This window comes from Bradyrhizobium sp. AUGA SZCCT0222 (genome assembly GCF_018130205.1).
Lineage (GTDB): Bacteria > Pseudomonadota > Alphaproteobacteria > Rhizobiales > Xanthobacteraceae > Bradyrhizobium.
On the sequence record NZ_JAFCLX010000013.1, the window covers coordinates 71,804 to 97,317 of the forward strand.

General features: G+C 64.6%; 24 protein-coding genes. 7 read left to right on the forward strand and 17 right to left on the reverse strand.

Annotated elements, in window-relative coordinates; translation table 11 throughout:
• Window positions 1–44 precede the first annotated feature (44 nt).
• Entirely contained in the window at window positions 45–419 is a 375-nt protein-coding gene (locus JQ629_RS14005; protein ID WP_212413179.1) for a winged helix-turn-helix transcriptional regulator, read from the forward strand.
• A 174-nt stretch (window positions 420–593) separates the two neighbouring features.
• Here the strand turns inward: JQ629_RS14005 and dinB are convergent, their stop codons facing one another.
• A complete protein-coding gene (gene dinB / locus JQ629_RS14010) occupies window positions 594–1,733 on the reverse strand; it encodes a DNA polymerase IV (protein ID WP_249135035.1) in 1,140 nt (379 codons plus the stop codon).
• Between the two features lie 108 nt (window positions 1,734–1,841).
• Window positions 1,842–3,038: an adenylate/guanylate cyclase domain-containing protein gene (locus JQ629_RS14015; RefSeq protein ID WP_212413272.1), complete on the reverse strand. Its 1,197-nt coding sequence runs from the start codon at window positions 3,036–3,038 to the stop codon at window positions 1,842–1,844.
• Between the two features lie 734 nt (window positions 3,039–3,772).
• On the opposite strand from JQ629_RS14015, the gene JQ629_RS14025 reads away from it, so the two are divergent.
• The 6 genes from JQ629_RS14025 (at window position 3,773) to JQ629_RS14050 (ending at window position 8,236) form a co-directional block, all read left to right on the forward strand.
• On the forward strand, window positions 3,773–4,945 hold the full coding sequence (locus JQ629_RS14025) for a patatin-like phospholipase family protein (RefSeq protein ID WP_502752956.1): 1,173 nt from the start codon (window positions 3,773–3,775) through the stop codon (window positions 4,943–4,945).
• Window positions 4,946–4,994: 49 nt separating this feature from the next.
• Entirely contained in the window at window positions 4,995–5,612 is a 618-nt protein-coding gene (locus JQ629_RS14030) for a PepSY domain-containing protein (protein ID WP_212264184.1), read from the forward strand.
• Window positions 5,613–5,827: 215 nt separating this feature from the next.
• Window positions 5,828–6,436 carry a TetR/AcrR family transcriptional regulator gene (locus tag JQ629_RS14035; RefSeq protein ID WP_249135036.1) on the forward strand — a complete coding sequence of 203 codons (609 nt, stop codon included), beginning with the start codon at window positions 5,828–5,830 and terminating at the stop codon, window positions 6,434–6,436.
• A 111-nt stretch (window positions 6,437–6,547) separates the two neighbouring features.
• Window positions 6,548–7,282, forward strand: a complete 735-nt coding sequence (locus JQ629_RS14040; RefSeq protein WP_212413274.1) for an SDR family oxidoreductase — start codon at window positions 6,548–6,550, stop codon at window positions 7,280–7,282.
• Window positions 7,283–7,602: 320 nt separating this feature from the next.
• The gene (locus JQ629_RS14045; RefSeq protein WP_212413181.1) at window positions 7,603–7,842 is read left to right on the forward strand and encodes a hypothetical protein; all 240 of its coding nucleotides are present in this window, start codon (window positions 7,603–7,605) and stop codon (window positions 7,840–7,842) included.
• Between the two features lie 34 nt (window positions 7,843–7,876).
• Window positions 7,877–8,236 carry a DoxX family protein gene (locus JQ629_RS14050; RefSeq protein ID WP_212413182.1) on the forward strand — a complete coding sequence of 120 codons (360 nt, stop codon included), beginning with the start codon at window positions 7,877–7,879 and terminating at the stop codon, window positions 8,234–8,236.
• Window positions 8,237–8,361: 125 nt separating this feature from the next.
• Here the strand turns inward: JQ629_RS14050 and JQ629_RS14055 are convergent, their stop codons facing one another.
• Genes JQ629_RS14055 through JQ629_RS14125 form a run of 15 tightly spaced genes read right to left on the reverse strand, consistent with a single transcriptional unit; the run spans window position 8,362 to window position 25,499 of the window.
• Window positions 8,362–9,960 (reverse strand): isochorismatase family protein, encoded by a 1,599-nt coding sequence (locus JQ629_RS14055; RefSeq protein ID WP_212413183.1) that lies wholly within the window; start codon window positions 9,958–9,960, stop codon window positions 8,362–8,364.
• A 22-nt stretch (window positions 9,961–9,982) separates the two neighbouring features.
• Complete coding sequence (locus JQ629_RS14060) at window positions 9,983–10,831, reverse strand: MBL fold metallo-hydrolase (RefSeq protein ID WP_212385832.1); 849 nt, start codon at window positions 10,829–10,831, stop codon at window positions 9,983–9,985.
• Window positions 10,832–10,871: 40 nt separating this feature from the next.
• Window positions 10,872–11,771, reverse strand: a complete 900-nt coding sequence (locus tag JQ629_RS14065) for an amidohydrolase family protein (protein WP_212413184.1) — start codon at window positions 11,769–11,771, stop codon at window positions 10,872–10,874.
• Window positions 11,768–12,886 (reverse strand): vWA domain-containing protein, encoded by a 1,119-nt coding sequence (locus JQ629_RS14070; RefSeq protein ID WP_212413185.1) that lies wholly within the window; start codon window positions 12,884–12,886, stop codon window positions 11,768–11,770. Before JQ629_RS14070 ends, JQ629_RS14065 begins: the two co-directional genes overlap by 4 nt.
• The gene (locus tag JQ629_RS14075; protein WP_212413186.1) at window positions 12,883–13,764 is read right to left on the reverse strand and encodes an AAA family ATPase; all 882 of its coding nucleotides are present in this window, start codon (window positions 13,762–13,764) and stop codon (window positions 12,883–12,885) included. Before JQ629_RS14075 ends, JQ629_RS14070 begins: the two co-directional genes overlap by 4 nt.
• Before the next feature lie 11 nt (window positions 13,765–13,775).
• Window positions 13,776–14,801, reverse strand: a complete 1,026-nt coding sequence (locus JQ629_RS14080; RefSeq protein WP_249135038.1) for a xanthine dehydrogenase family protein molybdopterin-binding subunit — start codon at window positions 14,799–14,801, stop codon at window positions 13,776–13,778.
• 1 nt (window position 14,802) lies between these two features.
• Complete coding sequence (locus JQ629_RS14085) at window positions 14,803–16,482, reverse strand: xanthine dehydrogenase family protein molybdopterin-binding subunit (protein ID WP_212413188.1); 1,680 nt, start codon at window positions 16,480–16,482, stop codon at window positions 14,803–14,805.
• Between the two features lie 10 nt (window positions 16,483–16,492).
• Window positions 16,493–16,975 (reverse strand): (2Fe-2S)-binding protein, encoded by a 483-nt coding sequence (locus tag JQ629_RS14090; RefSeq protein ID WP_192740553.1) that lies wholly within the window; start codon window positions 16,973–16,975, stop codon window positions 16,493–16,495.
• 11 nt (window positions 16,976–16,986) lie between these two features.
• Window positions 16,987–17,811 carry an FAD binding domain-containing protein gene (locus tag JQ629_RS14095; protein ID WP_212413189.1) on the reverse strand — a complete coding sequence of 275 codons (825 nt, stop codon included), beginning with the start codon at window positions 17,809–17,811 and terminating at the stop codon, window positions 16,987–16,989.
• An 8-nt stretch (window positions 17,812–17,819) separates the two neighbouring features.
• Window positions 17,820–18,263, reverse strand: a complete 444-nt coding sequence (locus JQ629_RS14100) for an SRPBCC family protein (RefSeq protein WP_212385828.1) — start codon at window positions 18,261–18,263, stop codon at window positions 17,820–17,822.
• A gap of 2 nt (window positions 18,264–18,265) precedes the next feature.
• The gene (locus JQ629_RS14105; RefSeq protein WP_212413190.1) at window positions 18,266–18,703 is read right to left on the reverse strand and encodes an SRPBCC family protein; all 438 of its coding nucleotides are present in this window, start codon (window positions 18,701–18,703) and stop codon (window positions 18,266–18,268) included.
• A 4-nt stretch (window positions 18,704–18,707) separates the two neighbouring features.
• Entirely contained in the window at window positions 18,708–21,584 is a 2,877-nt protein-coding gene (locus JQ629_RS14110) for a flotillin family protein (protein ID WP_212413191.1), read from the reverse strand.
• 39 nt (window positions 21,585–21,623) lie between these two features.
• The gene (locus tag JQ629_RS14115; protein WP_212413192.1) at window positions 21,624–22,457 is read right to left on the reverse strand and encodes a phosphoenolpyruvate hydrolase family protein; all 834 of its coding nucleotides are present in this window, start codon (window positions 22,455–22,457) and stop codon (window positions 21,624–21,626) included.
• Window positions 22,458–22,468: 11 nt separating this feature from the next.
• Window positions 22,469–24,730, reverse strand: coding sequence for an ABC transporter permease (locus JQ629_RS14120; RefSeq protein ID WP_212413193.1), 2,262 nt, complete (start codon window positions 24,728–24,730; stop codon window positions 22,469–22,471).
• Window positions 24,717–25,499 (reverse strand): ABC transporter ATP-binding protein, encoded by a 783-nt coding sequence (locus JQ629_RS14125; RefSeq protein ID WP_212264229.1) that lies wholly within the window; start codon window positions 25,497–25,499, stop codon window positions 24,717–24,719. The genes JQ629_RS14120 and JQ629_RS14125 overlap by 14 nt, the downstream gene beginning before the upstream one ends.
• Window positions 25,500–25,514 lie beyond the last annotated feature (15 nt).

Below are 25,514 nucleotides of genomic sequence, written 5' to 3' on the forward strand. Positions count from 1 at the left end.
CCGTTCCGGGCAGGTTCGGTGCTGAAAACGCGGGCACGTTCGCCATGGCAAGACATGACTTCCGATCGACATGCTCCATCGCGCGCGCGCTGGAAGTCGTGGGCGACAAGTGGACGCTTCTCATCGTTCGCGACCTGATGTGGCACAGCAAGCAGACCTTTCAGGCGCTGCAGGACAGCGCTGAACGGGTCCCCTCGAACATCCTGTCCGAACGGCTCAAGAGGCTTGCGGAATGGGGCCTGGTGAAACGCGAGCCCTACCAGCAAAACCCGGTCCGATACGCCTATCAGCTGACCGACGAAGGAAAACGCCTGGAACCCGTCCTGTTGCAAATGATGAATTGGGGCCACGAGCAGCTCGGTGGGGGACGCTACGACCCGAAATCAGGCAAGAGCTGGAAAGCGCGAACCGGGCTTTAAACGCGCGGCTAGTTCGATCTGTAGCTGGATCTCTCCCGGCAACGCTTTCGTATTGAGGGTGAAGTTCACAGGTCCTTTTCGGCGAGTTTGCGAAACGCGTCGGGAACGGAAGAAGAGACTTCCGGCGCCACCGATCCGTAGCCGATCGCATCCCATCCGAAGCGTTCGCGGATTTTATCGACCGCATGGTCGGCCGCCCCCGCGTGCCATGCCTCTTTTGGTGCCGGGACGGCGTGCTTCATCGCCAAGTCCGAGTGGGAGTTCGAGCTCCACATCCCGCTGCTCTCCAAGATGCGACACGGAAATCGCCAGGAGCGAGATGGTTTTCTCGTGAGGATGATCGGCGAGGACAGCGCGCACCAGCTCCTCGGCGACCTCGGCCAGAATCAGGGTCGCGGAGATTGGTGCGTCGAGCGTGACCGAACGCGTGACTGAATTCAGATTGGCGAAGCGAACGCGGACCGTCACGGTCCGCCCAGGCCTGGACTTGGCGCGGAGCCGGCTGCCGATACGGTCAGCAAGGTGAAGCAAGGTGGATCGAACAACCCGCTGTTCGGCAGGTTTCCTGCCAAGCGCCGATTGCGCTCCTGCCGATCGAGCCCGGCGGTGAGCCCTGATTTCCCGTGGATCACGATTCCACGCCAGCGCCGAAAGTTTCGTCCCTGCCGCGGAACCAAGCACCCGCTTGAGCGAGCATCCCGGTGTCGCGGCCAGTTGCCCGATCGTGAGCACGCCCATCTCGGCCAGCCGTGTCCGCGTCGCCGGACCCACGCCCCACATCAGCTCGACCGGCAGGTGGTGAAGGAATCCGAGCTCCGTATCGGGATCGACAACGACGAGCCCATCGGGTTTGGCCACCTGCGAAGCAATTTTCGCCAGATGCTTGGAGCGCGCGACACCAACCGAAATCGGAAGACCAAGCTCCGCGCGCACGCGTTGGCGGATGGCCATCGCGATTTCCGCAGGCGGACCGAACAGATGGGTGCAGCCCGCGACGTCGGCAAAGGCCTCGTCGATGGAGATCCGCTCGACGAGGGGCGTGAAGTCTCCTATCACCTTGATGGCGGCATCGCCCAGCCGTTGGTATTCCCCAAAACGCCCGCTGACAAAAATGAGCTGCGGACAGAGCTCGCACGCTTGCCGTCCCGGCATGCCGCCGCGGACCCCAAAGGCCTTGGCTTCGTAAGACGCGGCAAGCACAACCCCGCCACCGACGGCAATGGGTTTGCCGCGCAGCGATGGATCAAGCAGCTGCTCTACCGAGGCATAGAAAGCATCCAGGTCCGCATGGAGGATGGTGGCTGTCGTTGCCATCCGACCGTTCGCCCATGACGTTTCGACGAGGTTCCCGCAGAGAGAACATAATGAGAACAAGTACGCCTTGTGTCAAGCGACGGAGACGCGCGGGACCAGGATCGGCATTCAGCCGTGATACGCAAACAGCTCGATTGGGTCATTGAAGCCGCGCACCGGATGTTCGCCGACGCGTTCGAGATCGAAATCGCCTTCGACGGAGTCGGCGAACGCGCGGGACAGCAGCACCGTTTTCCCCAATTGCTTGGTGAGGGTTTCGAGACGCGACGCCATGTTGACCGCCGGACCGATGACCGTGAAGTCGAGCCGGCTGCGCGATCCGATATTGCCGTACATGACGTCGCCGACGTGAACGCCGATGCCGTAGTTCAGCGGCGCACGGCCGGTTTCGCTGTTCTTTTCGTTCAGCGCCGTCATGGCCTGACGCGCCTCAGTCACGGCATGCAGCAGGTTTGCGCAGGCTTGGGGCTGGCTAAGCGGAAAAATGGCGAGCAGGCCGTCGCCGATGAATTTCAGTATTTCGCCGCCATGTCGCGCGATCGGCTCCGACATCGCGTCGAAATAGCCGTTCAGAAGTTCAATGACGTCATCGCGCGGCCAGTTGTCGGAGATCCGGGTGAAATCACGCAAGTCGCAGATCATGATGGCGGCGCGAACCGTCGTCCCGGTTCCGCGCCTGGTGGCGCCCGCCAGAATGAGCTCGCCGGCATGCGATCCGACATAGGTTTCCAGCAGCGTACGCGCCAGCCGGTTCTTGACCCGGATTTCACTGACCAGCGCCAGCACCGGCAACAGCTTCAATAGACCTGCGATATGCGCGTCGTCGAAACCGCCTGGACGATCGGTTGCAAAGGTCACGATGTGCCGCTTGCCGAGCGTATGATAGAGCGGCCACGCCACATAGTCGGTCAGGCCTTTCGCCCGCATCTCGTCATAGACGGCGTGCTTGCGGCCGAGCGATGGATCGCGCTCGAGATTCTCGCGCACTTCGGTGACACCGTCATGGATTTCGTTGGCGGGACTGCCGATATATTCGGATCGCTCCTGGACATCGTAGTCCACGCGCGCAATCTCGACCTCGCGCCCGTCTTCCCACATGATCCGGGCGCCGAGCCATTGCGGATGGTGGATCAGGATATGAAGCGACGCCCGTTTGACGGGAATGCCGGCTTGCTGGAGCCGGATACAAAGCTCACCGAAAATATTGTCGATGAAGCGCTGATCGCGCGTGCCGTTGGTCAGCCAGTGCACGACATCGTTGTCGGAATGCGCTGTGACGGGATCGATCTTCGGCGGCGCGTCCATATTGGCTCCCGAGTTGTGACCTGGATCGACGGTGCGGGATATGTCGTGTCCCCATCCGACAGCGTCAATGCAGTCCGCCGCAATCCGGATGCACGTTTTCGGGAGATCGATAGTTGCCGCGTGTTCAGCGCGGGAGGACGCGGCGGCAACACTCCGAGCATTCCAGTTCGGGTAGGACGCCTTGGGACTGTGCCGGATCATCTCGTGGAAGACGCGCTCCTTGGTCTCGAAATAGAAATGGATCGTCCCCTTGGTCGCGGATGCGCGGGCGGCGACGTCCTCGCCTCGTAGCCGTTCCTGACGAATTCCTCGAAGGCCACATCGAGGATCGCGGCAGGTCGTTGCGCTGTCCGGCGGGCCGTTCCTTCGTCTTCATCTCAACGCCCATCCACGAGAGTATTTAAATACCTCCAGTACAAGGTTGACTTTCGAGCCAGCCAACTTTAGTAAGTGATTACTCACTTGATTGGTTCGGATGTGTCTTATGGCGTTAAAGTGGCCCTGTTGCCGGCGGTGCGTCCGGATGCGTGCGAGGGAATCCGGTCCAGGCCGGAGCAGCGAGAGCCGCGGCCGTCCAGCAATCGCGGGCGCCTGACGGAGCGAATGGTCGCCGCATCCCGCCGTGCCGAATGGCGAAGCGACACCCGATACGCGGCGGGTTGCCCCTGAGCGCTCACTTCCAATCCGGAAATGTCATGAACTGCATCGGTCTTCGGACATTCGTAGCCTTGGCCATGGTTTCAGCGCTCAGCCTTCTCACCGCCGGATGTTCGTCGCTGCCGAGGACGCCGCATAGCGTTGCGGATGCATCCTCCGCGCGCGTCCTCGATCTGACGGATTTGCGCCGCTACGCCGACGAGCCCGCCGCCACGTTCCGGCAATATCCCGCACAGGCCATGCTGCGCGGACCCCGCACCTACCTTGCGTTATCCGGTGGCGGGGCCGACGGCGCCTATGGCGCCGGTGTGCTTATCGGCTGGACCGAGACCGGCAGGCGTCCTTCGTTCTCGATCGTGTCGGGTGTCAGCACCGGCGCGCTCATCGCGCCATTCGCGTTTCTCGGTCCCAGCCATGACGCGACCTTGCGCGAGCTCTACACCAGCGGCATCGCCGAGAGCCTGCTCGACGCCCCGAACCCGTTCAATGCCATTTTCGGGGCGGGCCTGTTCGGCAACGCCCGGCTGCGCGAACTGGTGGCCAAATATATCGATGCCGACTTCGTCGCGGCGGTCGCAGCCGAACATGCCAAGGGGCGGCGGCTGCTCGTCGTCACGACCAATCTCGATTCGCAGCGCACCGCGATCTGGGACATGGGACGCATCGCCGCGCTCCGCACGCCCGCAGCATTGAATCTGTTCCGGGACGTCGTCGCCGCATCGGCGAGCCTGCCCGTGGTGTTTCCGCCGATGCTGGTGACCGCCGAAGCGAACGGCAAGCGTTTCGAGGAGATGCACGTCGATGGCGGCGTGACCGCGCCTGTGCTGACGTTGCCGGAGGCCTACCTGCTGCACGATGCCAAGCCGGGCAAGCTGGACAATCTGCAGCTCTACATCCTGATCAACAACAAGGTGGAGCGCGAATTCAAGCTGGTTCGGAATGCCACTGTCGAAATCGCGGCGCGGTCGTCATCGACGATGACGAAAATCCAGACCCGCTCGATTCTGTACAGCACCTATATCTTCGCCCGCCGCAACAAGTTCGGGTTCAATTTGACTTACATCGAGGGCGATCAGCCGGCCTCGCCGACCTCCGGCTTCGACACCGCCTATATGCGCGCGCTGTTCCAGTACGGTTACGACAGGGCGCGCGGCAACCGTCTCTGGTCGGTATCCCCTCCGCCGGACGAACTGGAACCTGCGCCGATGTCCGGCGTCTCATCCACGCGGCATCTCGCCAGCGGCAATTGATGTCAGCCCCGACTTTCAATCCGGGACGTGCAAACAACGAAAGCAGCCGATGTCAAACAAGCAACGATTTGCGGTCATCCTTTTCTCCCTCCTCGCGCTTGCTCCGCCGTTTGCGATACCCCCGTTATCGGCCACGCAGGCCGCTCAGGAGGAAGGCGCAGAGGGCGAGCGCATTCACCAGGAGGCGGTGAGCCGCGAGCTCGAGGCATTCCGTGCAGCACAGCTATCGCTCCGCCAGGCGATGGGAATCGCTGAAAAGCGGCACGCCGGTTCGAGAACCGCGGATATCAGCTTCGATGGCGCGTCGGGCTCCCCGGTCTATCGCGTGAAGACGGTCCAGGATAACCGTCTGTGGGAACATGCGATCGATGCAAAAACCGGCGACACGATCGGCGCAGAAACGGTGTCACATCTGAAGGACCTCAATCCGGACGACCGGAACAACGTCATGGCGCTGCGGACCGTCCGGCAAGAGCTGTCGGACGCCGTCATCATCGCGGAACAAGTAGCGTCGGGACGAGCCATTGGCGGAAGCCTGATGGACGACAATGGCAAACTCAATTTCGTCATCGTGGTGGTGAGCGGCGGCAGCGATCTGAAGCAGGTCGTTCTCGAACCTCCGCAAGCAAGAGGCCGGGCATCGAACCCCCGCCACGGATCGCGATGATTCCAGCACCTGCTGACATCTCATGCGCCGTCTCGCGCATGACGAAAGGTCTCGCCTGCGCCACGAAAGCGCTGCGTGCATTTCGCGTGCAAAACCGGGATTTTGCGGCACCACCGGACGCGTACGCACCCCGCAATCAATATCTATCCCTCAGGCCCCTGAATCTTCTGTCGCTGGACGACAAATGACGTTATGCGTCAGAAAAGTCCGCTCAGTTGGGCGAGGAGAAGATATTGGGCCTCCGGGAAGACAAGAAGGACCGAACTCGGACACAGCTGCTTGAGGCAGGGCTCGACTTGATCCACAAGCGCGGGTTCGAGGAAACGACTGTTGCCGATATCGCCGCGGCAGTCAGCGTTTCGCCGCGCACCCTGTTGCGTTATTTTCCGACCAAGGAAGACGTCATCGTCAGCTGGGTGCAGGACGGCATGATGATCATCCGGGAGGAATTGAGGAGGCGGCTCAAGTCGGAGCCGCCCGTTGCCGCCCTTCTTGCCGCAGCGCGGGCCATGCTCGTGGATTTCGACGAGAAATCTCGTTTCTTCCTCTCCATCGAGACGGCGATCCGCTCCAACAAGAGCATTTCCGCGCGGAAGGAGCAGATGATCGCTGAGTTGATCGATGAAATCGCGCAAGTCCTCACCTCATCTGGCCGACGGGCGCCAATGCCTGGCATTGTCGCCTATACGGTCGCAGGGACGGTTTTTGGCCTCATCCGAGCGACGATCAGCAGCTGGATAGAAGGCGGGGGAGCGAAGTCGCTCCCTGATATATTCGACCAGGCCGCCAGGCTCGTGCAGTTTGACAAAACTGTCATCAAGTGACATTTGTCATTGACTGACATAATTTTCCATGCAATTTCTCAATGAGGCACTGAGCCGCTTCATTGCGAAAATGCGTCGCCCATGCAGGGCGCGCCTGCTGGGAGATATGGAATGTCCGCACAAGAGAAAATTGCGCTCGTCACTGGCGCAACGCGTGGCCTCGGTTTCGAAACCGTTCGTCAGCTTGCGCGAAAAGGCGTGTTTGTTCTGCTCGGCGCGCGCGATCTTGCCGCCGGCCAGAAAAAGGCTGAAGCCCTCCGCTCGGAGGGCTTGGCGGTCGATGCCATCGAAATCGATCTCAATCGACCGGACACGATTGACGCTGCCGCGTCAACGATCGACGCGCGGTTCGGCAAGCTCGACATCCTGGTAAACAACGCCGGAATCCTGCTGCTCGACACCGACGGTTTTCCGAGCGTGGCCCCCGTCGAAACCCTGCGCGAATCGTACGATGTCAATTTCATTGGCACGGTAATCGTGACGCAGAAACTATTGCCTCTGATCCGCAAGGCGGGCAGCGGCCGCATCGTCAACCTCTCCAGCAGCGTGGGTTCGCTTTGGTGGACCGGTGATATCAACAATCCAAATCCCGGCGTCAAATGGCTTGGCTATGCCGCCTCGAAAGCAGCCGTCAACATGCTGACCGTGCAACTTGCCTTCGAGTTGAAGGATACGCCGATTAAGGTGAATTCTGTCTGCCCCGGCTACGTCATGACGGATTTGAACAGAGGCGGCGGCTACATCACCATCGAGGATGGCGTCAAGGCATCCGTCAAATATGCCTTGTTGGATGACGCCGGACCCACAGGCCGGTTTTTCAACATCGACGGCCCCATCAACTGGTGATGACCGGCCAACAATCTCGTAGTCGCGATCTTCCTCCGGACGAACAGGCTAGGCCTGACCGTGGCTAGATAGCTTAAGGCGGCTTCCTGGTCCCGCTCCCACTCGAGGAGCGGCTGCAGGATTCCTCGGAAACGCCTTGGTGTCTGCCTCGGGAGGGGTTGGACGAACAAGCTGCCCACGCTTCGCGCCAGCCCAGATCATCGAAGTTTGCATTCGCTCAAATGGAGTATTCATAGTGGAAGCGCCCTCTCCCTTCCTCCCTCGCACCGTCGCTATTGCGACCTTCGTATTCTTCGCACCGGTCGAAACCTATCTGCGGTATGGCGGGCCAGGAAGGTCTCGCGAGCGCGCATCACACGACGAATGTGTACCTTCAGCAAAGCCCGAAGGACGAGATATCAGCCGAGTCGAAAGGCCTTGGCCTGTTATCGAACGGCTCGGTGGTGCGCGTGACCTACACTGAGCGGCTTCGCCGGACGGCTGGCGCGTGGCAAGCCGCGTGCATTCGCTTCAACCAGCATCGCGCCGAAAAGCGCGGCATGTCCATCGTCAATCTGTAACTGACTTGAATTGTGCGCAAGAAAGACACCTTCCATGCGTGGACATCTGTGGGGAAACGTTGTCGCCTGGCTGCTTGCAGCGTTCTTCTTGGTCGGCGCTTTCGGCAATACTTTCGTCAGCACGGAGATTGCCGCTGACTATGCCCGCTGGGGCTATCCGGAGAACTTTCATTATCTGACCGCATTCCTCGAATGCACGACAACCGTCATGCTGATCCTCAAACCTCTCCGCCTTTACGGATCGCTGCTTGGCGGCGCCGTCATGCTGGCCGCTGCGGGGACCGTTGTATCCCATGGGGAATATGCGCATGCAGTTCCCCCCTTGGTCGTCCTGGGTGTTTGCGCGTTCGTTGCTGTTCTGACGGTCAGATCAAAGCGGTCACTGCAGCAATGACCGCAAATCCATAGAACGTGAGGACATGACGAAGCTGGATCACGCCGCCGGACCGATATTGGAGGCATGTCGCAACGAAACGAACAGACACTACAAGCAGCCCGACAACACCCTTTCGACCATGATCAGGACAACGCAGCAATCAGATCGTCGGCGCGGGTCACCATCGCCACGTTCTGGATCGCGTAGTTCACCGCGGCGATGTGCCATTCGGCGTTCATGGTCGAGCAGCAATCCTCCGGCACGATCATGTAGAAGCCTTTGTCCGCGCCGGTGCGGGCGGTATGTTCGATCGACATATTTGTCCAGGCGCCGGTGACGATGACGAAATCGCGCCCGGCCGCCTTCAGCATGGCCTCCAGCCTCGTGCCCTCCCAGGCACTCATCCGCATCTTCTCCACCACCTGGTCACCGGCGTGCGGCTCCAGCCCCGGTACCGGCGCAGCGCCCCAGGTGCCGCGCACCAGTGCTTTTGCATCGATCAATCCCTCGAACAGCGGCGCATTCGCTGTCACGCCGGGCGCGCCCGGCTCGACCACGAACCAGACGTGAATCACCAGGACGCCGCGGGCACGCGCGGCCTCCGCGAGCCGCTTTGCGTTTGCGATGGCGTTTTGTTCGCGGCAATGCGCCGGCGAGCCTGATGACGCAAAGGCGCCGCCGTCCATCACCACGTCGTTTTGCATATCCTGAATGATCAGCGCGCAGCGCGTCGGATCGACCGCGTAACCCGGCTCGGCGAGCTGGGCTGCGGACCGGTTGACGGTCGCCACCGGAGCCGGCGCCGGCCGGGCTGCGGCCGGCACATTCTGGCCGGCGCGCATATAAGGCTCGTTGCGCGGTCCGACCTTCACCGGCACCGCATAGACCGAATGCGTCGCGGTGATGTAGAGCGTGCGCCAATCGGGCCCGCCCCAGGTCAGGTTACTGACCAGTTCGGGAACGCGCAGCTTGCCGATCAATCTGCCGTCCGGCGCGTAGACCCAGATTCCGCCCGGCGCCGAAACCCAGACATTGCCGAGCGCGTCGCATTTCATGCCATCAGGCACCCCGGGCTCGGTGGCCGAGACGATGTTGGAGGCGAACACCCGTCCGTTACCAAGACCTCCACCAGCGTCGACGTCGAACACGCGGATCAGATGCTTGACGGTATCGTTGATGTAGAGCCGCTGCTCATCCGGCGAAAAGCACAGCCCGTTCGGCTGATCGAACAGATAGCGGTCGACCAGCAATTCCGGAGGGCCGCCGCGCGGCGGTACGCGATAGACGCCCTGGAAGCCGAGCTGACGCGGCCGTTCGACGCCGTAGACCGGCATCCGGCCGTACCACGGATCGGAGAAATAGATCGCGCCGTCGGACTTGACGCAGACGTCGTTCGGCGAATTCAGCTCCAGCCCGTCGAAATGCGACGCCAAGATCTCGCGCCGCCCGTCGGCGCGTTCTCGCACCAGCGTGGAGGTGGCGTGCTCGCAGACGATCAGGTTCAGCCCGGCATCATAGGTCATGCCGTTGCACTTGTTGGATGGACGCATCGCCTCGCGAATGCCCTGCCCGTCGAGACGGCGGCGCACGTCGCCCGGCATGTCGGAGAACAGAAGATCATGCGCCTTCGGATGCCAGATCGGGCCTTCCGTGAACTGAAAGCCAGTGCCGGCCTGCCGTACCGGCGCCCACAGGTCGATCAGTTCGGCAAAGGAAGGGCGCAGCGCGATATGCGTGGTCATCGCTGGTCTCCGGAGCCGCAGCTCATGCCGCGAACCAATTGCGTGACGGCAGCGATTGCACGATCGGTCCCGGCACCGCCATGTCGAGCCGTCCCACGACCTGGCCGTGCTCGATCTTGGCGGGCTTGTCATGCACCGGCAGCAGGAAGCGCGAGCCGGAAAGCAGCCGTTTGATCGCGGCCTTCTCCTCGCGCTTGGTGTTGCCGTGGTTGCCGGTGGTGCGGGGCTCATTGTGATGCAGTTCGTGGAAAGGATTCACGATCTGGTCGTTGAAATCATAGATCACGTCGCCGCATATGGTGGCGCGGCCCTCGGCGGTCTCGACATGGATGTTCATCGAGCCTTCGGTGTGAGCGCCCGCCGCATCGACGGTGACACCGGGGCAGACCTCGATCGGGCCGGACAGTTCGAGATCTTCCAGCCGCAGCGCGTGGCGGGTGTGCAGCCGGTCGATCAGGTGCTTGATGTCAGGCGCCGGATATTGCGGATGCATCAGGCCCGACACCGAATATTCCAGTTCGCGCCGGTTCAGCAGCACCGTCGTGTTCATCGGGAACAGCTCGTCCTTACCGGCATGGTCGATGTGGAGATGGGTGTGCATGACGTAGCGCACATCGCCCATCCGCACGCCATGCCTGGCGAGCTGGTTCTCGATCATGTTCTCATGGTGCTGCAGCCCGCGCATGCCCAGGCTTTCCATGATCTGATTGTGGCGATAGCCGGTATCGACCACCATCGGCCACGGACCTCCGAGGATCAGGAAGCCGTAAGTGTATACCCGCCTGGTGCGCCCGCAATCGCGCCCCAGCACGAGAAAGCTGGATTCCAGTTCGATGTCGCCGTAGTCCAGGATCTTGATTTCGAGCGCCATGTGATCGTTTCCCCTCGCTGGATCGTGTTGTTTTCTGAAATCAAGCCAGCCGGTAAATGCCGGCGGCGGTATCGTGAAAGATCGCCTGACGGTCGGCGACGGACAGCGCCTGCGTCGCCACGCGATAGGCCTCGAACAACGCCTCGTAGCGGGTCCAGAGCTTTTCGATCGGAAAATTCGAGCCGAACATGCAGCGGCCGGCGCCGAACAGCCGCACGGTTTCGCCCACCACGAAACCGATATGCGCGGGGTCGTTGCGATGCAGGAAGGTGCCGAGGCCGGACAGCTTCGCCACGACGTTGGGCCGCTGCGCCAGCAGGCCCATGCCGGCGCGCCAGGCTTCGAAGCCGGCCGGCGACAAATCCTCCAGCATGCCGGCGTGCTGCAAGACGAAGCTGACGCCGGGACAGGCATCGGCAAGCTCGGCCGCACCAGCCATTTGCGGCGCGAAGACCTGCAGATCGAAGGCCCAGCCATATTCGCTCAATCGCGCGATGTTGCGCCGGAGCGTGGGATCGCGCGCCAGATCCGGGCCTGATGCGAAACGGTATTGCGGATTTTCGTGCCAGTGCAACTGCATCCTGACGCCGCGCACCAGCGGGAATGCCGCCAACTGCTCCAGCTGAGGCCGCACATCCTCGGCGGTGAAGTCCGCATAGGCGACGATGGCGTGCGGCCAGCCGGTTTCCCGCGCGGCGTCGCTGACATAGCGGACCTCATCGAGGAAGCGCGCCGGTGCCCAGTTCGCCTGCACGTAAACCGATCGCGTGATGCCGGCGGCGGAGACATCCGCCAGATATTCCGCGATGGTGTAGTCGCGGCGGATCGGCTCGTAGGGGCCAAAGATTCGCGGCAGCATCGGACCGACCAGCCAGGGCAGGTCCTGCTGCCGCCAGATATGATGGTGCGAATCGACGCAGCAGGACGCAGGCTGAATCATCGGGCGGCCCTCCGTCGCGAGAGATCGAGAACGTGCCGGCAGAGCCGCTCCGTCGTCGCGCCATTGGCGACGCTGTCGAGCATCGGCAGAACCGCGCGCAGTGCAGCGGTCTCCGGGCGATAATCGGCCGCGGCGGCAAGCGGCGTCAGCCAATCGATCCGCCAGGCGCGCGCGGCGAGATGGCCGACCGCGCGGACCATCTGCGCCGGATCGCCGCGCTCGAGCCCGTCGGACAACACCAGCACCAGCGCGCCGCGGGCATAGCCGGCGAAGCGCGGCACCGCGAGGAAGGCGGCCAGCGCATCGCCGATCCGGGTGCCGCCATCCCAATCGGCGACGAGGTCCGCGGCGACCGCAAGCGCCTGCTCGCGGTTCTTCAGCCGCAGCGCGCGGGTCAGCCGCGTCAGCCGCGTACCGAACGTGAACACCTCGACACGGGGCGCGGCGTTGACCAGCGCATGGGCAAAACGCAGATGCGCGTCGGAGCGTGCCTTCATGGAGCCCGACACGTCGATCAGCAGCAGGATGGCGCGTGGCCGCAATTGGCGTTCGCGGCGGCGCAACCGGATCACCTCGCCGTCGGTGCGGATGGAGTCCCGCAGCGAGCGCTGCAGGTCGAAGCCCCCGCCGCGCTTGGTGGAACGCATCCGATAGCCACGGCGGCGCGGCAGCCGGTCCGGCAGGTGCCGGCTGAAACGCGCCAGCTGCTGGCTTTCATCGTCCGGCCGCAGTGCGCGCCGCGACAGCGCCTCGCTTGATGTCGCCGCCTGCCCGGTTTCGTTTGTCTCGTCCGACAGCGGCGCGTCATATCCGGCACCATCGTCCTGAACCTCCATCTCCTCGTCGCTTTCGGCGACCTGATCCGACAGCACGCCGGCAAGGCCGAAAAAATGCATGTCGAACAGCATGTCGAAATCGGGTTGCCGCTCGAACGGCGGCGCCAGCGTGGCGACGCCGGCGCGGCGGATGTCCTCGATATCGCGCGGGCCGAGCAGTTCGATCGCGCGCAGAAAAGCCAGGCCCTGTTCCGGCGCGACCGAAAAGCCGTTGCGGCGCAGCAGTGCGATGAACTCCAGCAGCGGCCGGGCCGCACGCGGCAGAGCTGATACCGTCATGCCGCGATCTCCGCGATGATGGCGTCCAGCCGCGGCGCGATGAAGGCGAGATCCTCCTCGTCCTTCAGCGCCACGCCGATCGCGCGCCGGAACGCGTCCGGCCACGGCGCGCCGGTTTTCGCCAGCAGGGTCGCCGCCTCCGCCCAGTCGATCGCTTCGGCGACGCCGGGCGGCTTGGTCAGCGGCTCCTGCCGCAGCCGCCCGACCGCCGTCACGATCGCGCGTGCCGTGGCCTCGGCGACGGAGGACGCGCGCATCATGATGATCCGCGCCTCGCGCTCCGGATCCGGATAGGCGATGTAGTGATAGACGCAGCGGCGCCGCAATGCCTCGTGCAGATCTCGGGTGCGGTTCGAAGTCAGGATCACCACGGGGCGTTCATGCGCGCGCAGCGTGCCGCGCTCGGGAATCGAGATCGAGAAATCCGACAGGAATTCAAGCAGGAACGCCTCGAATTCCGGATCGGAGCGGTCGATTTCGTCGATCAGCAGCACGGTCGATTCCGGCCGGCGCAGCGCCGCCAGCATCGGCCGCTCGATCAGGAAATCGTCACGATAGATGTCGATCGGCTCATCGCCGGCCTGACGGATCGCGAGCATCTGGCGCGGGTAATTCCACTCATACAGCGCGGCGGCGGCGTCGATGCCCTCATAGCATTGCAGCCGGATCAGCTGCCGCCCCATGATCCCGGCGATCGCTTTGGCGGCCTCGGTCTTGCCGACACCGGGCGCACCTTCCAGCAGCAGCGGCTTGCCGAGCGCGAGCGCGAGATAGCCGGCCGTGGCGAAGCCGTCATCGGCGAGGTAATAGGCCGCGCGCAGGGCCTCGGCCAGTTTCTCCGGCCGATCGATCCCTCCGACACTACCGCGCACCGCCATCCCGATGCCCCCTATGCGCGCCGGACTTGCGGCCGCGCGCCGCCCTGCGCCTTCAGCGCACGCAGGATTTTTTCCGGCGTGATCGGCAGCGTATCGATCCGCACACCGATGGCGTTGAAGATCGCGTTGGCGACCGCCGGCAGCACCGGATTGGCGCACATCTCGCCGGGACCCTTGCCGCCGAACGGGCCGTCCGGCGCCGGTCGCTCCAGCACCGTGATGTCGTGCGGCGCGATGTCGCCGGGGCCGGGCATCAGATATTCGTTGTAGTCACGGCCGCCATGTTCGGGGTTTGGATAATACGGCTCCGGCGTCTCGTAGAGCGCGTGGCTCATGCCCATCCAGGCGCCGCCGACCAGTTGCTGCTCGACCATTTTCGGATTGAGCGCGCGGCCGAGTTCATAGGCGCTGGTCAGTTTGTTGACCTTGACGTCACCGGTTTCGTCGCAGACCTCCAGATCGACGACGAGGCAGGCGTGGGCATAGGCGGTGACCGGCGACATCTCGCCGGTCTCTGGATGGACGGTCGACAGCGGGATCAGAAAGATGCCGCGGCCGGAGATCGTCTTGCCCTGCTTGAACTGCGCCGCCTGCGAGGCGGCCTTGACGGTGATCGATTTCGACGCCGCACCGCGGACATGGATGTTGCCCTTGCCGTCAGTGACGAGGTCGTCGGCATTGACCTCGAGCTCCTCGGCGGCGGCCTCCAGCAGCACGCCCCGCGCCTCCTTTGCCGCGACGATCACCGCATTGCCGACACGATGCGTTCCGCGCGAGGCGAACGAGCCCATGTCGTGCGGACCGGTATCGCTGTCGGCGGTGTCGACATAGACATCCTCAATCGGCACGCCCAGCGTCTCCGCCGCGATCTGCCGGCTGACCTGCTTCATTCCCTGCCCGAGATCGATCGCCGACAGCGCCACGGTGAATTTGCCGTCCGGATTGGCATGGACCAGCGCCTGACTGGGATCGCCGCCGAGATTCATGCCGATCGGGTAATTGATGGAGGCCATTCCGCGCCCCTGATGCCGTGCCATCTCAACGCCTCCGTGTGAACATTGACGAGAACCGCGCCGCGCCATGCTGGGGCGTCGCCGGCGCGTTGGGAACCGGCGGGGCCGGAGCCGGCAGCGGCGCGGCGGCGGCCGGCTGCGACGGATAGTTCGGCAGCGGTGCTGCCGGCTGATGCGCCGGTGGCGGCTGATAGACGGTCACGGCAGGAGGAGGCTGATAGGCCGGAAGCGGCGCCGCGCCTGGCGCCAGCTGCGGCGGCGCCTGCCGCGTCTCCGGCCGGCCGATCCGGCCGCTCTCATCGGTCACGGTCGGCGGTATAGCCGCGCGCGCGCCGCCGCCGCCACTCAGCGACGAGGCGCGCCGCGCCGTCTCGCTCAGCGGCCAGTTCACCTTCTCCGCCACGACCTGCACGCATTCGATCAGCGCGGTGTTGTGGGCGACGCGGCGATGCGCCTTCATGTCGCCGTCGCGATAGGCGTTGAGGATGCGGAACTCCATCGGGTCGATACCGACCAGATGCGCCAGCTTGTCCATCTGCACCTCGATCGAGAAGTCCACGCCGGTGACACCGAAGCCGCGCATCGCGGTGGCCGGCACGCGGTTGGTGAAGACGCAATAGGCGTCACCGCGCACATTCGGGATCGTGTAGGGCCCCGGCATGTGGGCGACGCATTTGACCACGCCGTAGCTGGACAGCCGCGTATAGGCGCCGGCATCGAAGTAGGAGGTGATCTGCCGCGCGACGATACGGCCGTCGCGCATTACGCCGTCCTTGATGACGTGCCGCTCGGCCCCGCGCGGCGAGGCGAACTGCATCTCCTCCTCGCGCCCCAGCACATAGCGGACCGGCCGCCCGGTGAGGATCGCGCCGAGCACCGCCAGCGGCTCGGTCAGCGAATCGACCTTGCCGCCAAAGCCGCCACCGACGGTGCCGCCGATGAAATGCAGCCGGTTGGATTCCAGCGCAAGGATTTTCGCGGTGGTGCCGAGCGAGAAGAACAGGCCCTGCGCGCAGGAATGCACGACGTAGCGGTTGTTGGTTTCGGGCGCCGCGATGGTGCCGTTGGTCTCGGTCGAGGCGTGCTCGATCGGCGACATCTGGTAGCGCTCCTCGAGCACGTGATCGGCGGTGCGAAACGCCGCCTCGACATCGCCGAAGCGCAGCTTCTGATGGTCGTATTTGTCGTGATACTCGAAATAGTTTCCCGGATAGATCTCGTTGACGACGACCGCGCCCGGCTTCAGCGCCTCCTGCACGTCGAACACCGTGGGCAGCGGATCGTAACTGACCCGAACCAGCTTGACCGCAGCCATGGCTTCCGGCTCGCTGTCGGCAATGATGGCGACGATCGGCTCGCCCTTGTAGCGCACCTTGTCGACCGCCAGCGTCGGCTCGTCGTCCTTGCCGAAATCGATCAGGCTGAGCAGCGTGTTCTTGTTGAGCGGAACGTCCTGCCCCCGGATCACGCGTTTGACGCCAGGCGCGCGCTCCGCGGCTGTCACGTCGATGCTCCGGATCCGGGCGTGATGGTGCGGTGAGCGCACGACCTTCAGATGCAGCAGGCCGTCAAAGCCGTGATCGTCGAAGAAGCGGGTGCGGCCGGTGACATGCCCCAGCATGTCCTGGCGCTGCTCGCCCTTGCCGATCACGTTGAGATTGTCGTCACGCTCGTCGGCGAACAGATCCTTGCGAAATTCTAGCATCGGGATCTCCTCAGGCGCGGCGGACGCCGCGCTGCTGCGCGGCGGCCAGGATGGCGTTGATGATCGGCTCGTAGCCGGTGCAGCGGCAGACATTGCCGGCGATCGCCTCGACAACTTCGACCCGCGTCGGGTTCGGATTGCGGTCGAGCAGCGCCTTCGCCGCCATCAGCATGCCCGGCGTGCAGAAACCGCATTGCGCGGCGAAATGCTCCATGAAAGCCGCCTGCAGCGGATGCAGGGTCGGCCCGTCGGCAAGCCCGCTCGCGGTTTCGATCGAACGCCCCTCGCAGGTCACGCTGAGCGTGAGGCAGCCCAGTCGCGGCTCGCCATCGACCAGCACGGTGCAGACGCCGCAGGTGCCCTGGCCGCAACCGAACTTCGGGGCGAAATCGCCAAGCCCGCGCCTTATCGTGCCGAGCAGCGTTTCCGCCGGCTCGACGAACACCGCGCGATCAGAGCCGTTGAGACGAAACTGTACAGGCATCCGGGCCATTCTGCGTTCCTTCAGGATGTCTCGCCGGCAAGCAGCCGGCCGAGATGCACAGGCAATACTTCGCGGCGATACCATTCCGACGCGATCGCATCGGTCGCGGGCTGCGTGCCCTCGAGCGCCGCGGTCTTCGCCGCGGCAATGGTGGCCGCATCCAGGCTGCGGCCTTCCAGTACGCGCTCGACCGCCTTGGCGCGCAGCGGCGTCGGCCCCATCGCGCCATAGGCGACCCGCGCGCCGCTGATCCGTCCGGCGTTCTGCGGCAGATGCGCCGCGATCGACAGCACCGAGACGCCCTTGGGCCGCACGCGAGCGACTTTGACGAAGCGAAACGCATCAGCGCCGGCCGGACGGCTGAAGCCGACCGAAGCGACCAGTCCCACCCCTCCCCGCGCCCGGTTCGCCAGCATCTCCTCGAGCGGCATCACCCGCGCTCCGCCGAAACCGGCATGCAGCGTGACGACGGCGTCGAGCGCCAGCAGCGCGGTGGTAAAATCGCCATAGGGCGTCGCGGCGAACAGATTGCCGCCGATGGTCGCCGTGGTCCGTACCGCGGGGCCACCAATGCCGCGCGCCGCCGCGTGCAGATAGGACAGGTCACGGCCGGCCAGCACCATCGCCATGGTGACGCCGGCGCCGAGTTCGACGCGTGCACCGCCGGTGTTCATCGCCAGCAGCGCCGGATCGACCGCGCGCAGCAACGTGCCTTCCGTCATCACACCTTCGTTGATATCGCGCACCAGCAGCGTGCCGCCGCCGAGCAATTGCGCGCCGCGGTCGCTGGCCAGGATACTCGCGGCTTCCTGCAATCCCTGTACGATGCGCACATTGACGGGCATGGCGTTTCCTAACTTGCGAGTTCGGGCAACTGGCGGACCGCCGCGATGCCGTTTGAATAGACTTCGTTGCCGACGAGCTCGGCGAGTTCCGCCTCACGCCCGGCCGGCGTGGTGAACCGGCCCTCCCAATGCCAGAAGCTGCGATTGCCGTCGGTGACCGGCAGCAGCCGGACATGGGCGACGTAGTTGAACAGCGGAATCGGTGTCTCCAGCAGGCAATAGCTGAAGGTCATTTCCAGATCCGACAGCGCCAGCAACTGCTCGCGCAATTCGGCGCCGTCCTGCATCGTGAAGCGGCGGACGCAGCCGATCTTGTCGGACGGATAGCCGCGCTCGATCGTGCTCTTGGCAACGATCGGATGCCAGGATTCATGACCGTTGAAGTCGCGCAGCACCGCCCACAGCCGCTCGACCGGCGCGTCGATGATGGTGCTGCGAACCACCCGCGGCATGTTCAGGCTCCAAAGGCGCGGTTGAGCGCGTCGAAACCGGTCTGGAACACATTGCCGCCGACGCCACCGACCAGCTCTGCTTCCAGTTCCGGCGCGCAGTCGAAATCGGCGCTCCATTCGATGAAGGTGCGGTCCTGGTCGGTGACCGGGGTCAGCCGCAGCGAGGCGACGTAGTTGGTCAGCGGCATCGGCGAGTCCAGGATCGAATAGGTGCAGAGCATGTCGAAGTCCGACAGGCCGAGCAGCTTTTCGCGCAGCCGGTCGCCGTTGCGCAGCGCGAACGCGCGGACGCAACCGACCTTGTCGGCCGGCTCACCGTTCTCGATCCGGCTCTCCGCGATGCCGGGGTGCCAGTTCGGCAGGCCGTTGAAGTCGCGCACGCGCGCCCAGACCTTGGCCGCCGGCGCATTGATGACACTGGATACGTAGACGCGGGCCATCCGATTACTCCTTGCCCTTGCCTTTGTCGCCGCGGCCCGACGGCTTGCGCTCGCCGGGACCCGCGCCTGCGGGGGCTGGTCCGTCGTCCTTCGCCTTCGGCGGCTGGGCCTCCTTGCCGACGCGCTGCATGTCACTGGCCTCGCGCATCAGCCCGCCCATCTTGGCGAGGTTGCCGCCCTCGATCCCGATTTCCTTCAGCACCTGATCGATCAGCGGCGCCTGCACCCGGTAGCGCAGCGCCGACTCGATCACCTCATCGGTCGGCGTGCGCGCGGAGCCGCCGCCATTGCCGGCCATGCCGCCGAGTCCATCGACATGCAGGATGCGGATGCCTTCGATCTTCTCCATCGGCTTGACACTTTCGCGGACGATGCCCTCGATCCGATCGAGCAGACGGCGCCGGAACAGGCCGTAGCGGGCCTCGTCGGTGAGCGCGTTCTCGGCCTCGTAGAGCAGCTTCTGCGCTTCCGCATCGACCGCAGCGCGGATCGCATGGGCCTCGGCCTCGATGCGCTTCTCGTCGGCGTTCTTCCTCGCCAGCATGACTTCGACCGTGGCACGGCGCTTGGCGTTCTCGCTTTCGCGCACCGTCTTGACGATCTCCTCGGCTTCCACCGCCTTGGCCTTCGCCATCTCCGCTTTCACCTGGGCTGCGGATTCCAGCAGCGACTTCTCGAAGATCGCAATCGCCTTGTCCATCACCGCGCTCTCGACCTCACGCTCGCGACCGACCTCGAGCTTGCGCAGGTCGAGGTCGCGGCCGACACGAGCCTCGTCGAGGCCGCGCTCGGAGGCGATGCGCGCACGTTCGATCTCCTCGCGCGCGGCGATCTCGGATTCCTGCAGTGCCTGGTTGCGCGCGATATCGAGCTGTTCGAGCGCCTTGCGGCGCTCCAGCCGCGCCACCTCCAGTTCGCGCTCGCGCGTAATGTCGACCTTCTCGACCTCCTGGCGCGCATTGATCTCGGCTGCGCGCACCGCACGGTCGGAATCAACCCGCTCGATCCTCCGCGCAGAGGTCGCGATAACGCGTTCCTCCTCGGCGATCTCGATGGTCTTCTTCTGATCGATCTGCAGCACCTCGCGGCTCTTCGACGCCGCGATCCGCCCCTTGTCGATCGCGAGCTCTGCCTCGATGCGGCTGACCTCGACCGCGTCGCGCTTCTTGATCTCGGCGGTCTCGATCGCCTTGGCGCGGTTGATGTCGAGGTTGCGGATTTCCAGATCAGAGGCGATGCGGGCGGTCTCGGTCGCCTCGCGGGCGGCGATTTCGGCACCTTCGAGTGCCTGGGTCCGCGCGATCTCCTGCGATCGAGTTTCCTGTTCGGCGAGGATGCGATGCGCCGCGATTTCCTTCTCGTTGGCGATCCGCGCCGCTTCCACTGTATGCAGGGCGGCAATCTCGGCCTCATCGATCGCCTGGTTTCGGGTAATGGTCAGCGCCCGGACCCGTTCCTCCTGGACGATGCGGGCGGACTCCACCAATTCCTTCGAAGCGATGGTCTCCTGCTGGACGGTGCGGTCGCGGACGATCTCGCGCGCCAGCCGCTTTTCCTCCGCGGCGAGGCGACTGGCGATGATGGCACTGTTGCGGGCGATTTCGGCGGTTTCGGTGGCGAGCCGCGCGGCGATGTCGGCCTCCTCGATCGAACGCCGCTTCGCGATGTCGAGGCCCGAAATCCTCTGTTCGTTGGCGATCCGGTCGGTGCTGACGGACGCTTCCTGCGCGATCCGGGCGCGCTCGGTGAATTCGCGGGCGGCGATTTCGGCAGCCTGCAGCGCCCGCACCTGCTCGATTTCGCGCTCGCGGATCTCGCGGTCGGCGGCGATGCGGGTCTCCTTGATCAACTGATCATTGGCGATCCGCGCCTTCTCCACCGTCTCGCGCGCGGCGATCTCGGCCTGATCGACGGTCTGACTGCGCTCGATCTCGCGCTGGCGGACGTCACGCTCGGAGGCAATCCGCGCCTCGCTGATGGCGCGCTCATTGCCAATCCGCGACTTCTCGATTTCCTCGCGCGCGTTGATCTGGGCCTGTTCGGCCTCGGTGTCGCGCATCGCACGTTCGCGGGCGATTTCGGCGCGCTGCACGGCGCGGCGCACCTCGACGTCGCGCTGCTGCTCCAGCCGCGCCAGCTCGCTCTCGCGTTCGATCTCGAGCGACTGCTTCTCCGCCTCGAGATTGCGCGAGCGGATCTTGATCATCGAATCCTGTTCTATGTCGTTGCGCGCCTTGCGCCGGCCTTCGATCTGCTCGATCAAATGGGTCAAGCCCTCGGCGTCGAAGCGGTTCGAGGCGTTGAAATATTGCAGGTCGGTCTGGTCGAGATTGGTCAGAGCCACCGATTCCAGTTCGAGTCCGTTTTTGGCGAGCGCCTCGGCGGCTGCCTCCTTGACCTTGGCGAGATAGACCCCGCGCTGCTCATGCATGTCCTCCATCGTCATCTCGGAGGCGACCGAACGGATCGCCGAGACGAACTTGCCGGACAACAGCTCGTGCAGCGTCTCCGGCTGCATGGTGCGCCGGCCAAGCGTCGAGGCCGCGAGCGACACTGCCTCGGGGGTGGCGCGGACGCGGACGTAGAAGTCGGCGTCGATATCGACCCGCATCCGGTCGCGGGTGATGATGGCGTCGTCCTGGCCGCGATGCACCCGCATCTGCAGCACGTTCATGTTGACAGGCGTGATGTCGTGGATGAACGGCAGCACGAAGGCGCCGGAATCGATCACCACTTTCTCGCCGGCAGCACCAGTACGGACAAACGCCGCCTCCTTCGACGAGCGCCGGTACAGCCAGTTCACCAGATAGACGACGATCGCGATCACGATGATCGCGACGATCAGCCAGAGAATGAGCGATCCGATCAGCTGGCCTGACATATCTGTTCTCCCTTCACAAAGTGCTGTCGCATGGTCCGTTCAGCTGCGGCTGATGGCCTTGAATTTCCGGGTCTGCTCGCGGATCGCGACTTCGACCGGCAATCGCTCCATCGAGGAAGCGCCGTAGAAGCCATGGCAATGCCGCGCGTTCTTGATCACGAATTCGGCGTCCGAAGGTTCTGCGACCGGGCCGCCATGCACGAGGATGATCGCATCGGGCTTCACCGCGAGCGCCGCCGCTGCCCAGGCGTCCAGCATGGCCGGAACATCCTCCAGCTTCGGTGCGGTCCGTGCCCCGATCGCGCCGCCGGCGGTCAACCCGAAATGGCAGACGATAATGTCGGCCCCCGCGCCCGCCATGTCAGCGGCATCATCGGCCGAGAACACATAGGGCGTCGTCAACAGGCCCTTGGCTCCGGCCAGCGCGATCATCTCGACTTCGAGCGCGTAGGACATGCCGGTTTCCTCCAGCCCGACGCGAAAGCTGCCGTCGATCAGCCCGACGGTCGGAAAGTTCTGTACGCCGGAAAAGCCCGCGGCTTTCACCTCTTCGAGGAAACGGTCCATGCTGCGGAACGGATCGGTGGCGCAGACACCGGCCAGCACCGGCGTCTTCTTCACGACCGGCAGCACCTCGGCGGCCATCTCCATCACGATCGCATTGGCGTCGCCGTAAGGCATCAGGCCGGACAGCGAACCACGCCCGGCCATCCGGAAGCGGCCGGAATTGTAGATCACGATCAGGTCGATGCCGCCGGCTTCCTCGCATTTGGCTGATAGCCCGGTGCCGGCGCCACCGCCGACGATGGGCTCGCCGCGCGCGATCATGTCGTGAAACCTGGAGAGAAGAGCCTGCCGATCGATCGCTGCCATGCTGTGATCCCCTATCGGCCCGCTGCGCGTGCGCGCGGCCGTGCGCCTTGCAGCGCGCGAAAATGTTGCGCCAGCGCGGCCGCAAATGCCGGGCTGTTGATATGATGCGGGACGCGGACAAGCTGCCGCGACGCCGTCTGCCGCACGCTCGCCTCCAGCGTGCCGAACAGCGCCTCGCGCGCCGCGATGTCGAAGAACGGCTTGCCCGCCTCGTCGAGGGCCGAAACTCCACCCTCCGGCAGCAGGAAGCGCACCGGGCCTTCCATCAGATTGAGCCGTTCACCGATCCAGCGGCCCATCGCGTCGTTCTCCGAGGGCGTTGTCCGCATCAGGGTGACCTGCGGATTGTGCTGATGAAGCAACCGGCCTCGGTAGCGCTCGGGGACGCTGTCGGGCGCGCCGAAATTGACCATGTCGAGCGCACCGACCGAACCGACATAGGGAATCCGGGTGCGGATGATGGCGCCGAACCGGTCCTCGGTCGCCGGAAACACGCCGCCGAACAACAGGTCGGCGATCTCGGTGGTCGAGACGTCGATCACCGCCGGCACCATGCCGCCATCGACCAGCTTCTCCATCGACTGGCCGCCGATGCCGGTGGCGTGGAACACCAGGCATTCGTAATCGTCGCCAATCAGTTTCGTGACCTGCTGCACGCAGGGCGTGGTGACGCCGAACATCGTGAGGCCGACCAGCGGCCGGTCTTCGCCGGCGCGGCGGCGCAGCGGCGGCGCCTTGCTCGCCTCCAGCCGCGCCTTCGCCATCCCGGCCATCGCCTGCGCGCCGTTCGCCAGCACCTGTCGCGAAATCGCATTCAGTCCCTGAACGTCGGTGACGGAATACATCATCATGATATCGGAGGGACCGACATAGGCCCTCGTGTTGCCGGAGGCGACGGTCGAGATCATCAGCTTCGGCACGCCGACCGGCAGCGCCCGCATCGCCGGCGTCGCCAACGCCGTGGCGCCGGAGCCGCCGGCAGAAATCAGGCCGAGCAGCCTGACGCCGTCGCGGCCGGACTTGCCCTTCACCCAGGTCTCGAAGGCCTCCGCCATCGCCGCCACGGCGGCGCCACGGTCGGCATTGAACACCCCGGCGGAACCGCGCGGGTGATGCAGCGCGATCTCCAGCGGCGGCACATCCGCGCCGGAGATCCGGCCCGTGGTCGACAGATCGACCAGCTTCACCGGCAGGCCCGCCGCTTTGATGATGTCGGCGATGAAGCGAAGCTCCTCGCCCTTGGTGTCGAGCGTGCCGGCCACGGCGACGAATGGCTCGTTGAAACCACCTATGCTGCGCCCGACCTTGCGGTCGGAAGCGGCGATCGCGGCCGCGACGGGCATGCGCGTCAGGGTGTGCGCCGATCCTTCGATCCGCGCCGCCGCAACATCGGGGCTCCAGCGGGTGGGCAGCACCGGGTTCGACAGGTAGACCCGGATCGGCGCATCGTTGCGAACTGGCGCCGCTGCGGTCCGGCGGCCGCCGGGTTCACTCACGGAAGCAGGCGGCGGTTCGATCTCCTCGTGGCCATGGCGACCGACGCCGAGCAGGCGCTGCTGCAGATCGCGATCGGCTGCCAGCCGCGCCGCCTCGATGACGCGGTTGACCCGGCCGTTGACCATGATCGCGACCGTGTCCGAGATCTCGGTTGCCACCCCGATGTTCTGCTCGATGACGAGGATGGCGACGTCGCCTTCCTCGCTCAGCCGCACCAGCATGTCCTCGACCTGAGCGACGATGACAGGCGCGAGGCCTTCGGTCGGCTCGTCCATGATCAAGAGCCGTGGATTGAGCAGCAACGCCCGCGAAATCGCCAGCATCTGCTGCTCGCCGCCGGAGAGCTGCGAGCCTGCATTGTTCTTGCGTTCGGCAAGCCGCGGAAAGGTGTCGTAGACCCGCTCCGGCGTCCAGCCGCCGCGCGGACCGCGTTGCGCCAGCCGCAGATGCTCGTCGACGCTCAGCGATCGCCACAGCCGCCGGCCCTGCGGCACATAGCCGATGCCGAGCCGGGCGATGTCGGTAGTGGAGCGGCCGACCAGTTCCTCACCGAACGCGGTGATCGAACCGCTCGACACCGGAACCAGGCCCATGATCGCCTTGCACAGCGAGGTCTTGCCCATGCCGTTGCGGCCGACCAGGCTGAGCACACCTTCCTGCAGGGTCAAATCAACGCCCTGCAGCGCGTGCGACTGGCCGTAAAACAGGTTCAGCTCGCGAACCTGCAGCGCCGGCAGCGTGCCGCGTAGCGGCGGACCACGATCAGTGCTGGGCATGACCGCCTCCGAGATATAGCTCCTGAACTTCCGGATCGGATTCTATCTCGTCGGACCGGCCTTCCTTGAAGATCCGGCCGTTGTGCATCATCGTCACGCTTTCGGCGACACGCAGCGCGACATCCATGTCGTGTTCGATAATGATGAAGCCGATGTGCGCCGGCAGCGATGTCAAAATCGTCACCAGATCGGCGCGCTCGGTCGGCGACAGCCCCGCCGCAGGCTCGTCGAACAGCACGAAGCGCGGCGCGCCGGACAGCGCCAGCGCTATTTCAAGCTGGCGCTGCTGGCCATACGCCAGCTCGCCGACCAAGCGGTCCTTGTCGTCGGTCAGGTGCACAGCCTCGACCAGTATTTCCGCTGCTTGCACGAGTGCGTCGTCGGGGCGGGGCCGGACCAGCGAGAAACGGTTTCGCGAAACACCGCAGCAGGCCAGATAGACATTGTCCATCACGCTCAGCCCGGTGAAGAGCGAGGATATCTGGTAGGTGCGGCGCAAGCCCCGTCGGATTCGCTCATGGGGCGGGAAGACCGTCACATCCTCGCCAAAAAACCGGACCAAGCCCGCTGTGGGCAGAAAATCCCCGGTGATGCAGTTGAACAGCGTGGTCTTGCCCGCGCCATTCGAGCCGAGAACGGCCCGCCTTTCGCCCGGTTTCACCGAAAGCGTCACGTCCGAGATTGCGGCCAGCGCGCCGAACATCTTGGTGATGCCGCGCAGTTCCAGCGCATTGCCGGAGCTGGCATTGCCAGCCCCGGGCACGTTCATCCGGGAAGACACGAC

Bases quoted from the DNA above. Each gene is read 5' to 3' on its own strand.
- JQ629_RS14085 (WP_212413188.1), bottom strand. From the start codon at position 16,482: ATGCTAGAATTTCGCAAGGATCTGTTCGCCGACGAGCGTGACGACAAT.
- JQ629_RS14080 (WP_249135038.1), bottom strand. From the start codon at position 14,801: ATGGCACGGCATCAGGGGCGCGGAATGGCCTCCATCAATTACCCGATC.
- JQ629_RS14095 (WP_212413189.1), bottom strand. From the start codon at position 17,811: ATGCCCGTCAATGTGCGCATCGTACAGGGATTGCAGGAAGCCGCGAGT.
- JQ629_RS14100 (WP_212385828.1), bottom strand. From the start codon at position 18,263: ATGCCGCGGGTGGTTCGCAGCACCATCATCGACGCGCCGGTCGAGCGG.
- JQ629_RS14065 (WP_212413184.1), bottom strand. From the start codon at position 11,771: ATGATTCAGCCTGCGTCCTGCTGCGTCGATTCGCACCATCATATCTGG.
- JQ629_RS14030 (WP_212264184.1), top strand. From the start codon at position 4,995: ATGTCAAACAAGCAACGATTTGCGGTCATCCTTTTCTCCCTCCTCGCG.
- JQ629_RS14005 (WP_212413179.1), top strand. From the start codon at position 45: ATGGCAAGACATGACTTCCGATCGACATGCTCCATCGCGCGCGCGCTG.
- JQ629_RS14090 (WP_192740553.1), bottom strand. From the start codon at position 16,975: ATGGCCCGGATGCCTGTACAGTTTCGTCTCAACGGCTCTGATCGCGCG.
- JQ629_RS14015 (WP_212413272.1), bottom strand. From the start codon at position 3,038: ATGGACGCGCCGCCGAAGATCGATCCCGTCACAGCGCATTCCGACAAC.
- JQ629_RS14105 (WP_212413190.1), bottom strand. From the start codon at position 18,703: ATGGCCCGCGTCTACGTATCCAGTGTCATCAATGCGCCGGCGGCCAAG.
- JQ629_RS14110 (WP_212413191.1), bottom strand. From the start codon at position 21,584: ATGTCAGGCCAGCTGATCGGATCGCTCATTCTCTGGCTGATCGTCGCG.
- JQ629_RS14040 (WP_212413274.1), top strand. From the start codon at position 6,548: ATGTCCGCACAAGAGAAAATTGCGCTCGTCACTGGCGCAACGCGTGGC.
- JQ629_RS14055 (WP_212413183.1), bottom strand. From the start codon at position 9,960: ATGACCACGCATATCGCGCTGCGCCCTTCCTTTGCCGAACTGATCGAC.
- JQ629_RS14045 (WP_212413181.1), top strand. From the start codon at position 7,603: ATGGCGGGCCAGGAAGGTCTCGCGAGCGCGCATCACACGACGAATGTG.
- JQ629_RS14070 (WP_212413185.1), bottom strand. From the start codon at position 12,886: ATGACGGTATCAGCTCTGCCGCGTGCGGCCCGGCCGCTGCTGGAGTTC.
- JQ629_RS14050 (WP_212413182.1), top strand. From the start codon at position 7,877: ATGCGTGGACATCTGTGGGGAAACGTTGTCGCCTGGCTGCTTGCAGCG.
- dinB (WP_249135035.1), bottom strand. From the start codon at position 1,733: ATGGCAACGACAGCCACCATCCTCCATGCGGACCTGGATGCTTTCTAT.
- JQ629_RS14025 (WP_502752956.1), top strand. From the start codon at position 3,773: ATGGTTTCAGCGCTCAGCCTTCTCACCGCCGGATGTTCGTCGCTGCCG.
- JQ629_RS14125 (WP_212264229.1), bottom strand. From the start codon at position 25,499: ATGAACGTGCCCGGGGCTGGCAATGCCAGCTCCGGCAATGCGCTGGAA.
- JQ629_RS14060 (WP_212385832.1), bottom strand. From the start codon at position 10,831: ATGGCGCTCGAAATCAAGATCCTGGACTACGGCGACATCGAACTGGAA.
- JQ629_RS14115 (WP_212413192.1), bottom strand. From the start codon at position 22,457: ATGGCAGCGATCGATCGGCAGGCTCTTCTCTCCAGGTTTCACGACATG.
- JQ629_RS14075 (WP_212413186.1), bottom strand. From the start codon at position 13,764: ATGGCGGTGCGCGGTAGTGTCGGAGGGATCGATCGGCCGGAGAAACTG.
- JQ629_RS14120 (WP_212413193.1), bottom strand. From the start codon at position 24,730: ATGCCCAGCACTGATCGTGGTCCGCCGCTACGCGGCACGCTGCCGGCG.